Source organism: Rhodanobacter sp. FW106-PBR-R2A-1-15 (assembly GCF_058789735.1).
The window spans coordinates 1-17735 of sequence record NZ_JBYTEM010000043.1 but is presented as its reverse complement, the minus strand read 5'-3'; the positions used below and the strand labels follow the sequence as shown (position 1 = coordinate 17735).

Sequence of the window (17735 nt, the reverse complement as noted above, 5' to 3'; positions counted from 1 at the left end):
CTTGTTCCTGCCGGGAGCCATGCCCGATTGATGATGACGTCATGCCTGCGCAAGCGGACATCACGCGGGGTTTCCCTGCCTCGCATCTGGAAGTCTATCTTTCCATCGCGATGAACGTATAGAATTGCTCGCAGCCGCCGCGAAGGACGCCCATGCCCGCCATCAGCTTCGAATTCTTCCCGCCCAAGACCGACGAGCAGCGCGCTCAGCTCGACCGCGCGGCGCAGGTGCTGAAGGCGCACGGGCCGGAATATGCCTCGGTCACCTTCGGCGCCGGCGGTTCCACGCTCAGCTACACCGGCGACACCGTGGCGCGGCTGCACACGCAGCATGGCTTCAACGTGGCGCCGCACCTGTCGTGCATGGGCGGCACGCGGGCGGAGATCGCCGCGCTGCTGGACGGCTACCGCGCCGCCGGTTACCGGCGCCTCGTGGCGTTGCGTGGCGACATGCCCTCGGGCATGGCCAGCGCGGGCGACTTCCGCTACGCCGCCGAACTGGTGGGCTTCATCCGCGAGCACTGCGGCGACCATTTCCACATCGAGGTGGCGGCGTACCCGGAAACCCATCCGCAGGCCGACGACGCGCTGTGCGACCTCAGGCATTTCAAGGCGAAGATCGACGCCGGCGCGAACGGTGCGATCACCCAGTACTTCTTCAACCCCGATGCGTATTTCCGCTTCATCGACGACGTGCACCGGCTCGGCGTCGAGGTGCCGATCGTGCCGGGCATCATGCCGATCGCGAACTTCAGCCAGCTGAAGCGCTTCTCCGACCTGTGCGGAGCCGAGATCCCGCGCTGGATCGCCAAGCGCATGCAGGCCCACGGCGACGACGCCGACTCGATCCGCGCGCTCGGTGCCGAGGTGGTGGCGCAGCTGTGCCGGCGCCTGCTCGACGGCGGCGCGCCCGGGCTGCACTTCTACACGCTGAACCGGGCGAAGGCGACCCAGGCGGTGCTGCAGCAACTTTTTTGATCCGCGCGGCGGATATGCTGGCGCGATGTACCGCCTGGCCGCCCTGCTTCCATTGATACTGCTGGCCGTCACTGCTCCGGTCGCGGCACAGTCGCCGATCCATCGCTGCATCGGCGCGAACGGTGGCGCGGTGTTCACCGACCAGCCCTGCACGGCGCTGCAAGCCAGTCCGGTCAACCCGGACGACCCGCCCGTGCAGGCCGCGTCGCTGCGGGAGCCGCCGCCGATCCTGTGCGCCGCCAGCCCAGGCGAATTGCGCCAGAGCGTGATCGACGCGTTCGCCAGCCGTGACGCCAACCGCCTCGCCGGCCTGATGCTGTGGGACGGTTACGGCCGCGGTGCGGTGATCGCGGACATCCGTTCGCTGGCCGAACTGATGAAGCAGCCGCTGCTGGACGTGGACTTGCCGGGCGGCGCCACACCGGCCCCTGCCGCCAGCATCGACACCCCACCAGTGACGGACACCGCACCCGCGACGCCATCGCCCGGCGAGCAACTGGTGCTGCATACCGCCGGCAACGAGGGCAGCGGCGTCCCGCGCGAACTGCGTTTCGACCTCGTACGCCAGGCCGGCTGCCTGTGGCTGCGCAGCGCGAATTGACGCAGCCATTGACGCCACCCCGGCGACCAGCAGTTATCATGGGCGGTCCCCAACGGAGAACCGACATGGCCCAGCAATACCCCGAATGGATCTGGCAGAACGGCAGCATCAAGCCCTGGGCCGAGGCGACCACCCACGTGATGTCGCATGCGCTGAACTACGGCTCGTCGGTGTTCGAGGGCATCCGCAGCTACGCCACGCCCGACGGCGCGGCGATCTTCCGCCTCACCGACCACCTGAACCGGCTGTACATGTCCGCCAAGATCTACGACATGGCGCTGCCGTACACCGCCGACGAACTGGCCGCGGCCTGTCGTGAAGTCATCCGCCGGAACGGCCTGGGCGCTTCCTACCTGCGCCCGCTGGCGTATCGCGGACTGGGCGGCTTCGGCCTCTCCGCCGAGACCCCGATCGACATGGCGGTAGCCGCCTGGCCGATGGGCCCGTACCTCGGCGCCGAAGCGCTGCAGAACGGCATCGACGCCTGCGTGTCGAGCTGGCAGCGCTTCGCGCCGAACACCATCCCGGCCGGCGCCAAGGCCGGCGGCAATTACCTGTCCGGTCAGCTGATCGCGCGCGAGGCGCGCCGCCTGGGCTTCGGCGAAGGCATTGCGCTGGCTTCCACCGGTCTGCTCAGCGAAGGCGCCGGCGAGAACCTGTTCCTGGTCTTCGACGGCGTGCTGCACACGCCGCCGGCCAGCGCCTCGCTGCTCACCGGCATCACTCGCAACACGCTGATGACGCTGGCCCGCGAAGACGGTATCGAGGTGGTCGAGCGCGACATCCCGCGCGAATACCTCTACCTCGCCGAGGAAGTGCTGATGTGCGGCACCGCCGCCGAAATCACCCCGATCCGCGCGGTCGACGGCAAGCAGGTCGGCACCGGCAAGGCCGGCCGCGTGACCCTGCGCCTGCAGGAACTGTTCTTCGGCCTGTTCGACGGCCGCACCCACGACAAGTGGGGCTGGCTGGAGCAGGTGTGACGTGTTGCCCCCCTGCGCAGCAGGGGGGAGCTGGGGCGGGGTCGCTCTTCGCCAAGCCAACATCAAAAGCGACCCCCTCCCGGTCCTCCCCCTGCTAGCAGGGGGAGGAGCAAAGCCGCGGTGCTCCCCTGCTTGACGGGGAGGAGCCGCTGTACTCCCTCCCCTGCATCGCAGGGGAGGGTCGGGGTGGGGTCGCTCTTGATCTTCGCTCCCGGCAAGCCCGGACAACCCACCACCTGAAGGACTCCCTGCGGTCGCCAACCTCCCCCTCATGGCAAGGGGGAGGAGCTTGCGGCGTCAACCGAACCTGATGCTGGCAATCGCCCCGTTGGCGTCGTTGCGCGGGCGCATCGACACGTCCCAGCCGTACAGCTCGCACAGCCGGCGTACGATCGCCAAGCCCAGGCCGGCGCCGCTGCCGCCGGCGCCTTCGCCGCGCACGCCGCGCTGGAACAGCCGCTCGGCGTCCTCCGGCTTGATCCCGGGGCCGGTGTCGATCACCTCGACGCGGCCATCGCCCACTTCGACGCGCACGCTGCCTTCCAGCGTGTACTTGATCGCGTTGCCGACCAGGTTGGTCAGCGCCACCGACAGCACCGAGGCCGGCGCGTTGACGCTGACCGGCACGCTGACGGCAAGCTCGATGGTCAGCGGCTTGCCGCGCATCTGCGGGCGCTGGCTCTCGATCACGTCGGCGGCGACCTTGCCCACCTCGGTGGTCTCGCCGCGGGTAGGCCCGCGTCGCTCGGCGCGCGACAATAGCAGCAGCGCCTCGATCAGTTCGGTGGCCTGGCGCGAGGCGCGCTCGATGCGCTTGAGGCGTTCGGCGAGCTTGGGCGTGAGGTCGGGTGAGCCCTGCAACAGTTCGGTGGTGGAGGCGATCACCGCCAGCGGCGTGCGCAGCTCGTGGCTGACGTCGGAATTGAATTCGCGGTCGCGCTCGACCATCGCGGTGAGCCGCGCCGAGTACTCGTCGAGCGCGTGCGCCAGCTCGCCCACTTCGTCGTCGGCGAAATGCGGCGCCAGCGGCTCGGCCTTGCCGGCCTTGCGAAAATCGCGCAGGCGGTTGGCCAGCTCGCTGACCGGCTTGAGCACCTTGCGCGACAGCCACAGGCCGAGTACCAGCGAGAGCAGGCCGAACAGGAATACCGCGCCGATCACGCTGAAGAGCAGTTGTTGCTTGCCGAGCTCTTCGCGCGACACGTCATATTGCAGAAAGCTGATGATGCCGCCTTCGCGATAAACGGCGAGCTTGTAATGGTGCTCCTTGCCGTCCGGTCCTGGTTCGAAAATGTCGTGCACCCCGTTTTTGAGGCTCTGCCAGGTGAGCGGTGCCTTGTACAAAGTGCGGTCACTGAGCACGGTACCGGTGAGCAAGCGGGAGCCGCTGGGGGCACCGGGATGCTCGCGCGCCTGCTGATTCGCCCACTTGGCGTCGTCCATCAGGCTGGCATTGACCAGCTGATCCTCCACCCGCGTGCGGATGTTCAACGCCGCAAACGCAAACAACGCGCTGAGGCCGAAGCCGAACAGCGCGAAGGAGACGACGAGGCGGAACCGCAGCTTACGCCTGGATTGCATCCGGCTCGACCATCCGATAGCCAATGCCGTGCCGCGTGTGGATCAGCGGCTTGTCGAAGGGTTTGTCGATCGCCGCGCGCAGGCCGTGGATGTGCACGCGCAAGCTGTCGCTGTCGGGCAGTTCCTCGCCCCACACGCGCTGCTCCAGGTCCTGCCGGGTGACCACCGACGGGCTCGCCTCCATCAGCGCTTGCAGCAGCTTCAGGCCGATCGGGTTGAGCTGGATCGACTTGCCTTCGCGGTTCACCGTGAGCGTGTCCAGGTTGAAGGTGAGGTCGGCCACCTTCAGCACGCGGCTCTGCGGGCCCTTGCCGCGGCGCGCCAGCACTTCCAGCCGCGCCGCCAGCTCCTGCAGCGCGAACGGCTTGGTCATGTAGTCGTCGGCGCCGGATTCGAAACCGGTCAGCTTCTGTTCCAGCGCGTCGCGCGCGGTCAGCATCAGGATCGGGGTCTGCTTGTGCGCCTCGTGGCGCAGCTTGCGCGCGACTTCCAGGCCGTCCATGCCAGGCAGGGTGAGATCGAGCACGATCACGTCGAAATCGTGCACCACCGCCAGATGCAGGCCGGTCACGCCGTCACCGGCGAAATCCACCACGTGGCCGCGGTCTTCCAGATAGTCGCCGATGTTGGTGGCGATATCGCTGTTGTCTTCGATTACCAGTACGCGCATGGGTCACTCCTGCGCAGCCGGCGCACGGGCCGGCTGGAGCTGCAAGCTTAACAATCTTGGGTGAAGCCGGTGCGCCGGCGGCACCGTGAAACTGAATGGGGACTGGCACGGCAAGAAAAAAGCCCGGATGCGCGACTCGCCGTCGCCCACCCGGGCCCAAGAGCTACTGCCCCGATACCATTGTCTGCCTCACCGGGCCACGCAGGCCGCGGTACCGCAAAAAACAGTGCCCGCTTTATAGGGGGTGCCGGGTTACGGTGCGGTTAACCCGTGCTCATCCGGCCGTGATGCCATCGTGCAATGGCAGCTCAGGCCCTGACCGGCTTGCGATGCGGGCGGGTCTCGGCGGGCACTTCGCGCGCCTGCGCCTCCAGCAGCTCCACCACCGCGCCGGCCACATCGACTCCGGTGGCGGCCTCGATGCCTTCCAGCCCAGGCGAGGCATTCACTTCCAGCAGCAGCGGGCCACGCTTCGAGCGGAGTAGATCGACGCCGGCGATGCCCAGCCCCAGCGCGCCGGCCGCGCGCACGGCGATGCGTTTCTCCTCGACGCTCAGCGTAGCCGCCATCGCAGTGCCGCCGCGGTGCAGATTGGCGCGAAAATCGCCCGGCGTGGCGTCGCGCTGCATCGCCGCCACCACCTTCTTGCCGACCACGAAGCAGCGCAGGTCGCTGCCCTTCGCCTCGGCCACGAACTCCTGCACCAGGAAGTTCGCGTATAGCCCGCGGAACGCCTCGATCACGCTCTGCGAGGCGGCACGCTTCTCGGCCAGCACCACGCCGGTGCCCTGACTGCCCTCGTTGAGCTTGATCACGTGCGGCGGGTCGCCGAGCAGGGCCAGCACGTCGTCGGCGTCGTCCGGGTTGTCGCCGAACACCGTCACCGGCATGTCGATGCCCTGCGCGGCGAGGATCTGCAGGCAGCGCAGCTTGTCGCGCGCGCGCAGCACCGCGTCGGACGGGTTCGGCGTGTACACGCCCATCATTTCCAGCTGGCGCAGCACCGCGGTGCCGTAGAACGTGCTGGTGGTACCGATGCGCGGGATCACCGCGTCGATGTCGCGCACCTCCCTGCCCTTGTAGCGGATCGACGAGGCGCCCGGCGCGACGCGCACGTAGCAGCGCAACGGATCGAACACGCGCACCACGTGCCCGCGCACGCGCGCCGCCTCGACCAGACGCTTGGTCGAATAGAGCCGGGTGTTGCGCGAGAGGATCGCAATCTTCATGGGCGGGTCATCGAAGGTCCGTGGTTGCAAGCAGCGGGCGCGGCTGGGTGTAGGAGCGTGCCGGGTCCACCGCAAAGCGCCCGTTCAGCGCACTGCGGCCCAGCAGCATCGGAAACAGCATATGCCGGCGATCGGTCAGGTTGATGTCGACGCTGAAGCGCTGCCCAGCCAGTTGTACCTCGCTGCGGATGAACCAGCGCTCGGTGCGCCGCCCGCCGGTGTCGGTGACCGCGCGGCGATCCCACGCCGGCGCCTCGCAACGGGTTTCCACCGGCTGGCGCCGCCCGACATGGAGCGTGAAGCGCAGCCAGGTCACGCCGTCGCGCTGGAATTCTTCGAGGGTATCCACATGCAGCGAACTGCTGCGCGCTCCGGTGTCGAGCTTGGCCTTGAGCATGCCGATGCCCAATTGCGGCAACGCCAGCCGCTCGCGCCAGCCCAAGGTCGTCAGGGCCGCGGTGATCAGATCCGCCATAGGGTTTCGGGATGTTCGGCGACCGGGGAGTGGAGCGGGTGAAGGGAATCGAACCCTCGTCAGTAGCTTGGGAAGCTACAGCTCTACCATTGAGCTACACCCGCCGGGCGCACGGATGGTAACCCGGGATTCGCGTGGTTGGAAAGCTCGCGGGAGCGAAGAGCACCCCACCCCGGCCCTCCCCTGCCATGCAGGGGAGGGAGCAGGGCGCGCCGCTTCACGACCCCGGCCTCGCGACGAAGAGCGCACCTCCCCGGCCCTCCCTGCCATGCAGGGGAGGGGGCGAAGCGCGCAACTCCACGCCCGGTCCCTCCCCCTGCATCGCAGGGGGAGGTCAGGAGGGGGTGAGGCTCTTGCGAAAGGCGCCCGCATGCACAAGTGGGCACGGCGCCCAACGCGTGCTGAACAGCCCTCTGCGGACACTCTGGCGGCCGTCATCGCCGGCCTGACAATGCACGTTGACCGCACCATGACGAACGCCCGCCCCGCTCCAGCCTCATACGCACTCCCCAAGGAGAGCCGCATGCCCAGGTTTGCCAAGTTCCCCGTTTCGTGGCGCCGCCGCTGGCAAGCGCTGGCGCTGATGCTGCTGTGCCTGGTCGCGGGCCTGGCCCACGCGCAGGGCGGCGCCAACGACCGCGCCGATCCGCCGAGCCGGGTGGCGCGACTGTCGTACATCGCCGGCGACCTCGGCTTTCTGCCTGCCGGCGCGAAAGACTGGAGCGACGCCAACATCAACCGCCCGTTGACCCGCGGCGACAAACTGTCCACCGCCCGCGGCGCGCGCGCCGAACTGGAGTTCGGCGGCGGCACGCTGCGCATGGACGGGCGGACCGACTTCGGCCTGCTCGACCTCAACGACAACCTGGCCCAACTCGAGCTGACCCAGGGCACGCTCAGCCTCACCGTGCGCCGCCTCGACGACGGCCAGAGCTACGAGATCGACACTCCGACGGTGGCGCTGGTGGCCGACCAGCCGGGCACCTTCCGCGTCGACGTCGACGATCGCGACGGCAGCACCCGGGTCACCGCGCTCGACGGCCGCGCCACCGTGTTCGGCGAGAACAATGCGCAGCGCCCGATCAACCCCGGCCGCAGCTACCTCTTCACCGACTCCAGCCTGGCCACGGTGACGATCACCGACGACGCCGGCGGCGACGCGTTCGATGACTGGGCCAGCCAGCGCGACCGCCGCTACACGCGCTCCTCCAGCCGCCGCTACGTGTCCGAGGACGTGGTGGGCTACCAGGACCTCGACCGCTACGGCAGTTGGCGGGAAACCCGCGAGTACGGCGCGGTGTGGTACCCCTCCGAGGTCGGCGTCGACTGGGCGCCGTACCGCAGCGGCCACTGGGCGTACATCGCGCCGTGGGGCTGGACCTGGGTGGACGACGCACCGTGGGGCTTCGCGCCCTACCACTACGGCCGCTGGGCCTACCTCGGCGGCGGCTGGGGCTGGATCCCGGGCCCGCTCGAGGTGCGCCCGGTCTACGCGCCGGCGCTGGTGGCCTTCGTCGGCGGCGGCGGCTGGTCGATCGACATCGGCAGCGCGCCAGTGGGCTGGTTCCCGCTCGGCCCGGGCGAGGTCTACAACCCGTGGTACCGCTGCGACCGCAGCTACTACACGCGCGTCAACGTCACCAACATCTACGTGCACAACACCGTCAACCGCACCACCGTCATCAACAACATCAACAACCAGTACAACTACTACCGCACAGGCCGTCCGCTCCGCGACGCCAGCTACGCCAACCGCATGGCGCCGCGCGGCTTCACCGCCGTACCCGGCCGCAGCTTCGCCGAAGGACACCGCGTGCAACGCGACCTGCTCGATGTCGATCCGCGCAAGCTCGCCGGCGCACCGGTACCGGTGCGCGGCATCGACCGCTTGCGCCCGCAGGAAAACGCCGACCGGCCGCCGCGCAGTGCGCACGCGCGCGACCTGCCCGCCGGCGGCTTCGACCGTGAGGTGGTGGCGCGGCGCGCACCCCCGGCGCCCCGCGAGGCCGCCTTCCCCCGCCCCGGCGACAATCGCTTCGCCACGCCGCGCAGCAACGTGCGCGTGCTCGACGACATGGGCCGGCCCGGGCGCAGCCAGCGCCCCGACCTGACCGATCGCAACGACGCCAGCCCGCGCCGGCCGGCGACCATGCCCGGGCAGCTTCCGGTCGCTCCGCGCATCACCGCGGCCGACCCCGGGGACCGGCCGCAGATGTCGCGCGACGCTGCCGAACTGCGCTCGGCCCGCTTCGCCCATCCGCGTGGACGCGACGACGCGAACCGCCCCGAGGCGATGCCGCGTCCGGGTGTCAGCTACATCACGCCCGCCGCCGAAGGGCGGCCGCGCGCGATCCCCGACAACCGCCCGCTGCCGTCGGAGCCGGCGCCGATCCGTGGCGCCGAATTCCGCCGCCTGCCCACGCCGGCGGACGATGGTCGCGTCCAGCGCTACCCGTCCGAACGCGCCATGCAGCAGCAACGCCCGCAGCCGATGGAGCCGACGTTGCGCGAACCGGCCGCGCCGCGCTTCCAGCGGCCCGAACCCGCGCCGCGCGAGTACGTGCACGAAGCGCCGCGCCCGCTGCCCGCCCCGGACCGCAGCGAACCGATGCCGCGCTACCAGCCGCCGCAACGTGCGATGCCAGAACCCCGCGGCATGCCGGAGCAACGCGCGATGTCGGAGCCGCGCGGCATGCCGGAACCCCGCGCCATGTCGGAGCCGCGTGGCATGCCGGAACCCCGCGCCATGCCGGAGCCGCACGCCATGCCGCAGCCGCGCGCCGAAACACGGCAGCCACAACGCGGCGAGGCGCCCAACCCCAAGCGGCAGGTGCGTGAGGACCAGGGAGAGCACTGAACCCGCGAGCATGGCTCCACTCCCCTGCGTGCGGGGGAGAGGCAGCGCACGAAGCGGTTGTCCTCCCCCGCTCGCAGGGGAGGCTGGGGTGGGGCAAAGCTCTACAATGCTCGGATGCCGACGATCGACGACTCCACCCCTGAATACATGCGCCGCATCCGCAGCTTCGTGCTGCGCGAAGGGCGCATGACACCGGCGCAGCAGCGTGCATTCGACACGCTGTGGTCGCGCTACGGCATCGACTACCGGGGCGCCCCGCACGACTTCACTGCGAACTTCGGCCGCGCCGCGCCGCGCGTGCTGGAAATCGGCTTCGGCAACGGCGAGGCGCTGGCCTGGGCCAGCGAGCACGACCTGGCGCGCGACTTCACCGGCGTGGAAGTGCACGGCCCCGGCGTGGGCCGGCTGATGAACGCGCTGGCCGCGCGCGACGCGCAGAACGTGCGGCTGTACAAGCACGACGCCGTGGAAGTGCTGCAGCACGAGATCGCCCCGGGCACGCTGGCCGAGGCGCGCATCTGGTTCCCCGACCCGTGGCACAAGAAGCGCCACAATAAACGCCGCCTGATCCAGCCCGAATTCGTCGCCCTGCTCGCCTCGCGCATGGAAAACGGCGGCCTGCTGCACCTGGCCACCGACTGGCAGCCCTACGCCGAGCACATGCTGGAGGTGATGGAAGCGGCGCCCGACTGGCGCAACGCCACTGGCCCTGGCGAGTACGCCGAGAAGCCTGCATGGCGCATCGAGACCCACTTCGAGCGGCGCGGGCTGAAGCTGGGGCATGGGGTGTGGGATCTGCTTTACCGAAAAGCATGACCCCACCCCAACCCTCCCCTACTTCGCAGGGGAGGGAGCACAGCGGTCGGGCCGGGCAGCTTTTCTTAGGGAGGGGCACCGCTCTAATTCTCCCCTGCGGAGCAGGGGGAGGAGTGCAGCAGGCGAGCTGGGTAGCTTTTCTCCCTCCCCTGCGAAGTAGGGGAAGGTTGGGGTGGGGTCAAGCTTTTGACCTTTCCTCCAGCACCCGAAAAACCTCCGCCAGCACATCCTTCGTACGCAACAGCACATCGTCATTCCAGAAACGCAGCACGCGATAGCCCTCGCGCTGCAGTGCCTCGGTGCGACGCCGGTCGTACTCGAGTGCGTCGAGATGCTGCCCGCCATCCAGTTCGACCACCAAGCACCCCGGCACGCAGACGAAATCCACGATGTAACCAGCCAGTGGATACTGGCGGCGGAATTTGTGGCCGCCCAACTGCTCGCAGCGCAGGAAGTGCCACAGGCGGCGCTCGGCATCGGTGCCGTCGTTGCGCAGGCGGCGGGCGCGGATCCATTTGAGCTGCATGGCGAGTCCTTCGCTGGGCTGGGGCGAAAAGCGTAACCCCCTCCCAGCCTCCCCCTGCAAGCAGGGGGAGGAGTAGAAGCTGGTACTCCCATGCCGCTACGCAGTGCTTCCTCCCCTGCTCGCAGGGGAGGGCCGGGGTGGGGTCGCTCTTGGCCCTTGGTTCACCAGCCATCGCACCACCCCGCTTATACTCGCGCTCATCCGCCCAGGGACGAATCGACCGCAGCGTGAAGTTCCCACTGCCCCGCCGTATCCATGATTGCCAGCTGCCCTGCCGGGACGTCAGCTAGTGGCGCTCTCGCTCACCCCCGAAATGATCCTGGTGCTCGGGCTGGTGGGCTTCACCATGCTGATGCTGGTGATGGAGTGGATCCGCGCCGACATGGTGGCGCTGCTGGTGGTGGTGGTGATCGGCCTCACCGGATTGATTCCCGCCGACCGGGTGTTCAACGGCTTCGCCGGCAACGCGGTAATCGCGATCATCGCGATCATGATCATGGGCGAGGGGCTGGACCGCGCCGGCGTGCTCAACCTCACCGCGAACTTCGTGATGCACATGGCGCGCGGCGTGGAGTCGCGGCTGGGCGTGGTGATCAACCTGGTGGCCAGCCTGTTCAGCGCGGTGATCCCCAGCCAGGCGCTGGCCGCGCTGATGATCCCGGTGTCCAGCCGGCTGGCTGCGCGCACCGGCGTGCCGTTGTCGCGGCTGCTGCTGCCGATGGCGTTCTGCATCCTCACCGCCACCAACACCACGCTGATCGCGAACTCCTCGCTGATCGTGCTGAACGACCTGATCGCCAGCGCCAACGCCAACCTGATGCCCGGCGCGCACACCATCCCCAAATTCGGCCTGTTCAGCGTGACTCCGATCGGCCTGGCGCTGGCCTTGCTTGGCGTGGCGTATTTCTACTTCTTCGGCCGCAAGCTGCTGCCCGGACACGAGGACGAACGACTGAAGGTGACGCCGGGGCGCACCGAGAGCTACTTCGCCGAGACCTACGGCATCGTCGGCGAGACCGCCGAGCTCACCGTCACCGCGGAAAGCCCGCTGGTCGGCATGAGCATCGGCGAGGTCGAGCAGTTGCACGAGGCGCCGCTGATCCTGGCGATCAAGAGCGGCAACGACGCGCGCATGGCGCCGCCGGCCGACCACGTGATCTGGGTGGGCTCGGTGCTCGGCGTGCTCGGCCCGCGCGAGCAGCTGAACCAGTTCGCCAACAACCAGCTGTGCCGGCTGTCCACCCGCATGCGCCAGCTCGGCGAGCTGTTCAACCCCACCCGCGCCGGCATTTCGGAGGTGGTGATCCCGCCGGTGTCGCGCTTCATCAAGCACACCGTGGGCGAGCTGCGCCTGCGCAAGCGCTTCGGCATCTCGGTGCTGGCGGTGAACCGCGGCGACCAGGTCTTCCGCGACGATGTGCGCTCGGTCAGCCTGCGCGCCGGCGACACCGTGGTGCTGCACAGCAACTGGCGCGACCTGGCACTGGCCGCGGAAGACAAGGACCTGGTCGTCGTCACCGACATCCCGAAGGAGCAGCAGCGCCCCGGCAAGATCTGGCAGGCAGTGGGTTTCTTCCTGATGGCCCAGAGCCTGGCGTTGTTCACCAACCTCGACCTGTCGATCGCGATGATGACCGGCGCCATCGCGATGCTGCTGACCGGCGTGCTGAACATGGACGAGGCGTACAAGGCGGTGAACTGGAAAACCGTCTTCCTGATCGCCTGCCTGATCCCGCTGGGCTGGTCGATGGACGCCACCGGCACCGCCGCGTGGCTGGCGCAGCAGGTACTGCACTACCTGGGCAACTCCTCGCCCTACCTGCTGCAACTGGTGCTGGCCGTGCTCACCCTGCTGTTCTCGCAGGTGATGTCCAACGTGGGCGCCACCGTGATGATGGTGCCGATCGCGATCAGCGTGGCCGTCGCCACCGGCGGTAATCCGTCGGCCTACGCGTTGATTGTGGCGGTGTCCTCCTCCAACACCTTCCTGCTCAGCTCCGGCCACCCCGCGCTGATGATGGTCACCGGCCCCGGCGGCTACAAGGGCAAGGACTTCCTGCGCGTAGGCCTGCCGCTGACCTTGCTGGTCCTCGTCGTCACCCTGCTCGCGATCAACTTGATGTTCCATTGAATGCACGCCGAACAAGCGACAGCAGCGCGCATCGCTGGTATGTTCGCCGCCGGACCGCGCGCCGCACGATGCGCCGCCGTCGGCAACAGGGAATACGCACTTGAACGAACCCAGGATCGCCCTCGTCGGGCTCGGCTACGTCGGGCTGCCGCTTGCGGTGGAGTTCGGCAAGCAGTTGGACACCATCGGCTTCGACACCAGCGCCAGCCGGGTCGACGAACTGCGGCGGGGCCATGACCACACGCTCGAAACCCCCGCCGGGGAACTCGCCGCGGCCGGTCGGCTCAGCTTCACCACCGACGTGCGCGACCTCGCACGCTGCAACGTGTTCATCGTCACCGTGCCCACTCCGGTGGACGAGGCGAACCGGCCGGACATGCGCCCGCTGGAGAGCGCCAGCGCCAGCATCGGCAGCGTGCTCAAGCGCGGCGACGTGGTGATCTACGAATCCACCGTCTACCCCGGCACCACCGAGGAAATCTGCGTGCCGGTGCTGGAGCGCGCCTCCGGGCTGCGCTTCAACCACGACTTCACCTGCGGCTACAGCCCGGAGCGGATCAACCCTGGCGACAAGCTGCACCGGTTGCCCACGATCACCAAGATCACCTCCGGTTCCACCCCGGAGACCGCCGACTTCGTCGACGCGCTGTACCGCCGCATCATCGCCGCCGGCACGCACAAGGCGCCCAGCATCAAGGTGGCCGAGGCGGCCAAGGTGATCGAGAACACCCAGCGCGACGTCAACATAGCGCTGGTGAACGAACTGGCGATGATCTTCAACACCATGGGCATCGACACCCAGGACGTGCTCGACGCCGCCGGCACCAAGTGGAACTTCCTGCCGTTCAAGCCCGGCCTGGTCGGCGGCCACTGCATCGGCGTGGACCCGTACTACCTCACGCACAAGGCGACCATCCTCGGCTATCACCCCGAGCTGATCCTGGCCGCGCGGCGCATCAACAGCCGCATGGGGTTGTACGTGGCGCACCAGGTGATGCGCCTGATGGCGAACAAGCGCATCCACGTGGTCGACTCGCGCATCCTGATCCTGGGGCTGACCTTCAAGGAGAACTGCCCGGACCTGCGCAACACGCGCGTGGTGGAAATCGTGCGTGAACTCGAAACGGCGCATGCCCAAGTGGACGTGTACGACCCCTGGGCCGACCCTGAGGAGGCCCGGCAGAAGCTCGGCATCGCCCCGATCGACGCCCCCGCCCGGCACGCCTACGACGCCATCGTGCTGGCCGTGGCGCACCGGGATTTCCTCGGCCACGGCGACGCGGACATCCGCCGCTACGGCCGCGAGAACTGCGTCGTGTTCGACATCAAGAGCCTGCTGCCGCCCGCTGCGGTGGACGGCCGGCTGTAGCCCGGCCCGCCAGCCTCACTTCGCCAGCTTCACCACGCCCGCCTCCACCTGCACCGCCACCGTGCGCAGGTGCTCGCCGCGACACGGACCGCCGATGCACAGGCCGTCGGCCCGGTCGAAGGTGGCGCCGTGCACGCAGCAGGTCAGGGTGTCGTCCTTCAGCAGGAACTTGCCGGGGGCGTAGTCGAGGCGGCGGCCGGCGTGCGGGCAGACGTTGAGGTAGCCACGCACCTGGTCGCCCCGGCGGAGCAGGATGATGCTTTCCTCACCATCGGCCAGCACGGCGTCGACGGCGGTGGCGCCGCCGTCGGGAATCTCGTCCAGCCGGCACAGCGCCTGCCGGTTCGTCGACTGGGCGGGAGTGAATGTATCCATCGGCACTTGCCTCGCGGGCCGGATAGCCCCATGGTTGTGGCGTAAGTCGTTGATTTTACCACACGGATTTTTAACACATGCGCTTCGTCCTGCCGCTCCACCATCGTCCCCGCCATCCGCTGGCGCGTGCCCTGTCGTTGCTGCTCGGCATCGCGGTGCTGGGCGTGCTGCTGGTGTTCGGGCTGGTGGTAGCCAGCGTGCTGCTGCTCGGCGGCCTGATGTGGCTGGCCGTGCGCCAGTGGAAGCTGGCCAGCGCCCCGGCCCGGCCGGCCGCCGCCAGGACAGATACGAAGCCGACCGTGCTGGAAGGCGAGTTCGTGGTGATCCGCCAGGGACGGCCGGTCACGCATTGAACCCGCGGCGGGGAAACCGGCGGATAATGCGCCTTCCCCACGCGGGTCCACCCCCATGTCCGATACCGCTGCCTCCATCGCGGCCGCAAGGCCGCGCCGCCTGGCTGATCCCGGCTTACTGATCCCGTTGGCGTTGCTGGCGCTGTACGTGATCTGGGGCTCGACCTACCTGGGCATCCGCTTCGCGCTGGAAAGCTGGCCGCCGTTCCTGCTCGCCGGCGTGCGCTTCCTCGGTGCCGGCGTGGCGCTGTATGGCTTCCTGCGCTGGCGCGGCATGGCGCCGCCGACGCGCGAGCAGTGGCGCAACGCGGCAGTCGTCGGCCTGCTGCTGCTCGGCTTGGGCAACGGCCTGGTGTGCTTCGCCGAGCAGCGGGTGAGCTCGGGCATCGCTGCGGTGGCGGTGGCCAGCATGCCGCTGTTCGCGGCGCTGTTTTCGGGCATGTATGGCGAGTGGCCGCACCGGCGCGAGTCGATCGGCCTGGCCATCGGCTTCGCCGGCGTGATCGTGCTGAACCTGGGCAGCAGCCTGGCCGGCTCGTCGATCGGCGCGGCCGCCCTGCTGGTGGCCGCGGCAGCGTGGGCGTTCGGCTCGGTGTGGAGCCGGCGCCAGGCGATGCCGCCCGGTCCGATGAACACCGCCGCACAGATGATCTGCGGCAGCGCCGCGCTGCTCGGCTTCGCCCTGCTCAGCGGCGAGCGGTTACCGGTGCACCCGACCGTGCGTTCCACCCTGGCGATCGTCTACCTGGCGGTGTTCGGCTCGATCATCGCGTTCAGCGCTTACCTGTACGTGCTCAGGCACGCACGCCCGGCGTTGGCCACCAGCTACGCCTACGTGAACCCACCGGTGGCGGTGCTGTTCGGCGTGCTGCTGGCCGGCGAGCACGTCGGACCGTTCGACCTGGCCGGCATGGCGATCATCCTGGCCGGCGTGGCGGTGATCACGCTGGCGAAGCAGAAGCGGTAGGTCAAGAGCGTTACCCCCACCTGACCCCCCCTGCTTTGCAGGGGGAGGGACCGAGCGTGCGGCCTTGGCCCTCCCCTTGTAACTCAGGGGCGTGCAGCCTTGCTCCCTCCCCTGCTTGCAGGGGAGGGTTGTGACCTAAGGGAATCCCTCGTGGGAGGGTGGGGTTGCTCTGCGCCGAAAAGCGTTACCCCCTTCCAACTTCCCCCTGCCTGGCAGGGGGAAGGGCGAACGCTGCGCCGCCTGCGGCGACGCAGCGTTGCTTCATTGAAGCGGGGGGTCGACTATCGTCGGCTTGCCTGCCTATCCGCCGCCGCGCGACGATGTGGTGATTCACCGGCGGAGAGCGGCATGAACGCGAGGCAGGACGGCTGGATGGCGCACATGGCGCTGCGTAGCGCCGCGTGGGCGGAGCGCTGGTTTCCGGATGCGTGGGTGTTCGCCGCGCTGGGCGTGGTGGTGGTGGCGCTGGCGGCATTCGCCTTCGGCGCCACGCCGACCGCAACGGTCACGGCGTTCGGCGACGGCTTCTGGAGCCTGATCCCGTTCACCATGCAGATGGCCTTCGTGGTGATCGGGGGCTACGTGCTGGCCACCGCGCCGGTGGTGGCGCGCTTCATCGACGTGCTGGCGAGGGCGCCGCGCAGCGGCCGCGGTGCGGTGGTGTACATCGCGCTGGTCAGCATGCTGGCCTCGCTGCTCAGCTGGGGGTTCTCGCTGGTGTTCGGCGGGCTGCTGGTGCGCGCGCTGGCACGGCGCGACGACCTGCGCATGGATTACCGCGCGGCCGGTGCGGCGGCGTATCTCGGCCTAGGCGCGATCTGGGCGATGGGCCTGTCCTCGTCGGCGGCGCAGTTGCAGGCGAACCCGGCCAGCATGCCGCCGGGGCTGCTGGCGATCACCGGCGTACTGCCGTTCAGCCAGACCATCTTCCTGTGGCAGTCGATCGTGCTGACCACGGTGCTGATCGTGGTGTCGCTGCTGATCTGCTGGTACACCGCGCCATCGGATGCGAATGCGCGCACCTCGAAGGATTTCGACATCGGCGAAAGCTCGACGCCCGCGTTGCCGCCGCGCACGCGACCGGGCGAGTGGCTGGAGTACAGCCCGTTGCTGGCGCTGGCGATCGGCCTGCTCGGGCTGGGCTGGCTCGGCCACGAGTTCGCCAGCAAGCCGGCGGTGACCGCGATCGCCAACCTCAACACCTACAACTTTCTGTTCCTCACCTTGGGCATCCTGCTGCATTGGCGCCCGCGCAGCTTCCTCGACGCGGTGAGCCGCGCGGTGCCGAGCACGTCCGGAGTGCTGATCCAGTTTCCGCTGTACGGCGGCATCGCCGCGCTGCTCACCCACGTGCCCGGCAGCGATGGCGCCACCCTCGCCCACCGGCTGTCGAACCTGTTCGTGCACATCGCCGGCACCGAGAGCTTCCCCGCGGTGATGGGCGCGTACTCGGCGATCCTCGGCTTCTTCGTGCCCTCCGGCGGCGGCAAGTGGCTGGTCGAGGCGCCGTACGTGATACAGGCGGCGAACGACCTGCACGTGCACCTGGGCTGGGCGGTGCAGGTGTACAACGCGGCCGAGGCGCTGCCGAACCTGATCAACCCGTTCTGGATGCTGCCGCTGCTCGGCGTACTCGGGCTGAAGGCGCGCGACGTGGTCGGCTACACCTTCATGCAGCTGGTGGTGCACGTGCCGCTGGTGCTGGGCATGCTGTGGCTGCTGGGGCTGACGCTGACTTACGTGCCACCGGTGATGCCTTGAGACGAGACCCACTGTAGGAGCCCGCTGGCGGGCGATGCTCTTGAGCGAAGGCATCGCCCGCCAG

Annotated in this window: 16 protein-coding genes and 1 tRNA gene; 10 read left to right on the top strand and 7 right to left on the bottom strand. The window is 68.8% G+C overall.

The window, feature by feature from the left end; all coding sequences use genetic code 11:
- Positions 1-152 precede the first annotated feature (152 nt).
- From metF to AC3WTD_RS17285, 3 genes are all read left to right on the top strand, one after another.
- Positions 153-977, top strand: a complete 825-nt coding sequence (gene metF, locus AC3WTD_RS17295; RefSeq protein ID WP_235642393.1) for a methylenetetrahydrofolate reductase [NAD(P)H] — start codon at positions 153-155, stop codon at positions 975-977.
- A 25-nt stretch (positions 978-1002) separates the two neighbouring features.
- Positions 1003-1578 (top strand): DUF4124 domain-containing protein, encoded by a 576-nt coding sequence (locus tag AC3WTD_RS17290; RefSeq protein ID WP_027493194.1) that lies wholly within the window; start codon positions 1003-1005, stop codon positions 1576-1578.
- Positions 1579-1643: 65 nt separating this feature from the next.
- Positions 1644-2561 (top strand): branched-chain amino acid transaminase, encoded by a 918-nt coding sequence (locus AC3WTD_RS17285; protein WP_492614535.1) that lies wholly within the window; start codon positions 1644-1646, stop codon positions 2559-2561.
- Between the two features lie 297 nt (positions 2562-2858).
- On the opposite strand, the gene AC3WTD_RS17280 is transcribed toward AC3WTD_RS17285, so the two are convergent.
- From AC3WTD_RS17280 to AC3WTD_RS17260, 5 genes are all read right to left on the bottom strand, one after another.
- On the bottom strand, positions 2859-4142 hold the full coding sequence (locus AC3WTD_RS17280) for a sensor histidine kinase (protein WP_492614534.1): 1284 nt from the start codon (positions 4140-4142) through the stop codon (positions 2859-2861).
- Positions 4126-4812, bottom strand: coding sequence for a response regulator transcription factor (locus AC3WTD_RS17275; protein WP_008433707.1), 687 nt, complete (start codon positions 4810-4812; stop codon positions 4126-4128). The genes AC3WTD_RS17280 and AC3WTD_RS17275 overlap by 17 nt, the downstream gene beginning before the upstream one ends.
- Before the next feature lie 308 nt (positions 4813-5120).
- Positions 5121-6041, bottom strand: a complete 921-nt coding sequence (rimK, locus tag AC3WTD_RS17270) for a 30S ribosomal protein S6--L-glutamate ligase (RefSeq protein WP_027493197.1) — start codon at positions 6039-6041, stop codon at positions 5121-5123.
- A gap of 7 nt (positions 6042-6048) precedes the next feature.
- Positions 6049-6516 carry an ATP-dependent zinc protease family protein gene (locus AC3WTD_RS17265; protein WP_492614533.1) on the bottom strand — a complete coding sequence of 156 codons (468 nt, stop codon included), beginning with the start codon at positions 6514-6516 and terminating at the stop codon, positions 6049-6051.
- Positions 6517-6546: 30 nt separating this feature from the next.
- A tRNA-Gly gene (locus AC3WTD_RS17260) sits at positions 6547-6620 on the bottom strand.
- Positions 6621-7039: 419 nt separating this feature from the next.
- Between AC3WTD_RS17260 and AC3WTD_RS17255 the strand changes: the two genes are divergently transcribed.
- Together AC3WTD_RS17255 and trmB are read left to right on the top strand one after the other, a co-directional pair.
- Positions 7040-9373 (top strand): DUF6600 domain-containing protein, encoded by a 2334-nt coding sequence (locus AC3WTD_RS17255; protein ID WP_492614532.1) that lies wholly within the window; start codon positions 7040-7042, stop codon positions 9371-9373.
- Between the two features lie 114 nt (positions 9374-9487).
- Positions 9488-10189: a tRNA (guanosine(46)-N7)-methyltransferase TrmB gene (gene trmB, locus AC3WTD_RS17250; RefSeq protein WP_492614531.1), complete on the top strand. Its 702-nt coding sequence runs from the start codon at positions 9488-9490 to the stop codon at positions 10187-10189.
- Between the two features lie 178 nt (positions 10190-10367).
- On the opposite strand, the gene AC3WTD_RS17245 is transcribed toward trmB, so the two are convergent.
- On the bottom strand, positions 10368-10715 hold the full coding sequence (locus tag AC3WTD_RS17245) for an endonuclease domain-containing protein (RefSeq protein WP_492614530.1): 348 nt from the start codon (positions 10713-10715) through the stop codon (positions 10368-10370).
- 313 nt (positions 10716-11028) lie between these two features.
- On the opposite strand from AC3WTD_RS17245, the gene AC3WTD_RS17240 reads away from it, so the two are divergent.
- Together AC3WTD_RS17240 and AC3WTD_RS17235 are read left to right on the top strand one after the other, a co-directional pair.
- Positions 11029-12846, top strand: a complete 1818-nt coding sequence (locus AC3WTD_RS17240; protein WP_492614546.1) for an SLC13 family permease — start codon at positions 11029-11031, stop codon at positions 12844-12846.
- Between the two features lie 100 nt (positions 12847-12946).
- Positions 12947-14215, top strand: coding sequence for a nucleotide sugar dehydrogenase (locus AC3WTD_RS17235; protein ID WP_492614529.1), 1269 nt, complete (start codon positions 12947-12949; stop codon positions 14213-14215).
- Between the two features lie 15 nt (positions 14216-14230).
- Here the strand turns inward: AC3WTD_RS17235 and AC3WTD_RS17230 are convergent, their stop codons facing one another.
- Entirely contained in the window at positions 14231-14590 is a 360-nt protein-coding gene (locus AC3WTD_RS17230) for a Rieske (2Fe-2S) protein (RefSeq protein WP_492614528.1), read from the bottom strand.
- Between the two features lie 77 nt (positions 14591-14667).
- On the opposite strand from AC3WTD_RS17230, the gene AC3WTD_RS17225 reads away from it, so the two are divergent.
- From AC3WTD_RS17225 to AC3WTD_RS17215, 3 genes are all read left to right on the top strand, one after another.
- Positions 14668-14943, top strand: coding sequence for a hypothetical protein (locus tag AC3WTD_RS17225; protein WP_027493205.1), 276 nt, complete (start codon positions 14668-14670; stop codon positions 14941-14943).
- 55 nt (positions 14944-14998) lie between these two features.
- Positions 14999-15910 carry a drug/metabolite exporter YedA gene (gene yedA, locus AC3WTD_RS17220; protein ID WP_492614527.1) on the top strand — a complete coding sequence of 304 codons (912 nt, stop codon included), beginning with the start codon at positions 14999-15001 and terminating at the stop codon, positions 15908-15910.
- Between the two features lie 372 nt (positions 15911-16282).
- A complete protein-coding gene (locus AC3WTD_RS17215) occupies positions 16283-17671 on the top strand; it encodes a short-chain fatty acid transporter (protein WP_027493207.1) in 1389 nt (462 codons plus the stop codon).
- Positions 17672-17735 lie beyond the last annotated feature (64 nt).